The organism is uncultured Polaribacter sp., assembly GCF_947501385.1.
Taxonomy (GTDB): Bacteria; Bacteroidota; Bacteroidia; order Flavobacteriales; family Flavobacteriaceae; genus Polaribacter.
Genome location: NZ_CANMVP010000066.1, coordinates 1 through 1,693, shown reverse-complemented (window position 1 = coordinate 1,693; position 1,693 = coordinate 1). Strand labels below are relative to the sequence as shown.

Here is a 1,693-nt window from a genome sequence, read left to right as displayed (position 1 = left end):
AAAGAGGCTGTCTGAAAAGGCAGTCTTTTTTTTTGCATTTTTTTGAAGAATTTCGTATTTTTAAGAATGAGCAGAAAAGTCATTTTTAAGACCTACAACCAAGATCAGTTAAGTCTTTTACCACCTAGTTATGATGATTTAGTTCCAGCAAATCATCCGGTTCGCATTGTAAATATGATTATTGACAATGTAGATATTAGTGCATTAGAAGAAAGTTATAGAGGTGGCGGTACCTCAAGTTATCATCCGCGAATGCTACTTAAAGTCATCATTTACGCCTATTTACGTAATTTATATTCTTCAAGAAAAATAGAACAAGCCTTGTCGGAGAATATTCATTTTATGTGGTTAAGTGGTCAAAGTAAGCCTGATCATAATACCATTAACGATTTTAGGGGCAAACGATTGCAAGGCAATCTAAAGAAAATATTTCATCAAGTAGTCTTACTTTTAGTGGAGCAAGGAGTTGTTAGTTTAAAAGATATTTTTGTGGATGGCACCAAAATAGAAGCGAACGCCAATCGATACACTTTTGTGTGGGGTAAATCTATAAAAACCAGTAAGGAACGAATCAGAAAACAACTCAAAGAACTCTGGTCTTATGTAGAGAGGGTTTATAAAGAGGAACAAACAATTCCTAATACTCCAGATTTTGAAGTGATTGATGCTGCTAAAATTGAAGACACTATCAACCAAATTAATGAGGCTCTAAAAGGCAAGGATATTGATAAAAAAATAAAACAAAAGCTGAATTACGCCAAGAAGAACTGGCCAGTAAATATAGCAAAATACCAACACCAAGAAGCCATCTTAAAAGACCGAAATAGCTATAGTAAAACCGATACAGATGCTACTTTTATGCGGATGAAAGAGGATCATATGCAAAACGGGCAACTCAAACCCGCTTATAATGTTCAAGCCTCTACCAACAATCAATATCTAACCAATTACACTTTAGCACAAACCACTGTAGACACTACCACGCTAAAAGACCACGTTAATAACCATATTGAAAACTACAACCAAATACCAAAAACACTTACTGCTGATGCAGGTTATGGTAGCGAAGAGAACTATACAGATTTAGAAGCTAAAGAAATTACTGCTTTTGTAAAATACAGTTACTTCCATAAAGAACAGTTAGATAAAAAAAGAGGAAAAGTAAACCCATTTCACCCCAATGAATTACACTATAATAAAGAGACGGATACCTATTATTGTCCTATGGGACAAGCGATGACCAATATTGGTAGTTATAAAAGGAAAACTAAAAATGGTTTTGAGCAAGAAATCCATCGCTATCAAGCACAGAACTGCATGGGGTGTTCGCTTAGGAGCCGTTGCCATAAATCCAAATACAACCGAATTATAGAGCGAAACTATAATTTAATCCGATTAAAATCTAAAGCCAAAACAGTACTCATAAGTGAACAAGGCATTGCTAAACGAAAACAACGTTGTTGGGATGTAGAAGCTGTATTTGGAAACATTAAACACAATATGAATTTTAAACGATTTATGTTAAGAGGAATTGATAAAGTAAACGTAGAAATAGGATTAATTGCAATGGCGCATAACCTGAAAAAATATAGTTTAGCAATATAAGAGCACTTTTGCTTTTTTAAAATTCAACTTTTTAAGCAAGTATTGAAAATCAAAAAAATAAACTGAAAAATGAGTAAAAAGAAAATCG

At 33.5% G+C, this 1,693-nt stretch carries 1 protein-coding gene; it reads left to right on the top strand.

Annotated features, from left to right (window positions below):
* Nucleotides 1-66: 66 nt before the first annotated feature.
* Nucleotides 67-1,605 carry an IS1182 family transposase gene (locus Q0998_RS19180; protein ID WP_299673043.1) on the top strand — a complete coding sequence of 513 codons (1,539 nt, stop codon included), beginning with the start codon at nt 67-69 and terminating at the stop codon, nt 1,603-1,605.
* Nucleotides 1,606-1,693 lie beyond the last annotated feature (88 nt).

Coding starts and splice junctions, on each gene's coding strand:
- Q0998_RS19180 (WP_299673043.1), top strand. CDS start 67: ATGAGCAGAAAAGTCATTTTTAAGACCTACAACCAAGATCAGTTAAGT.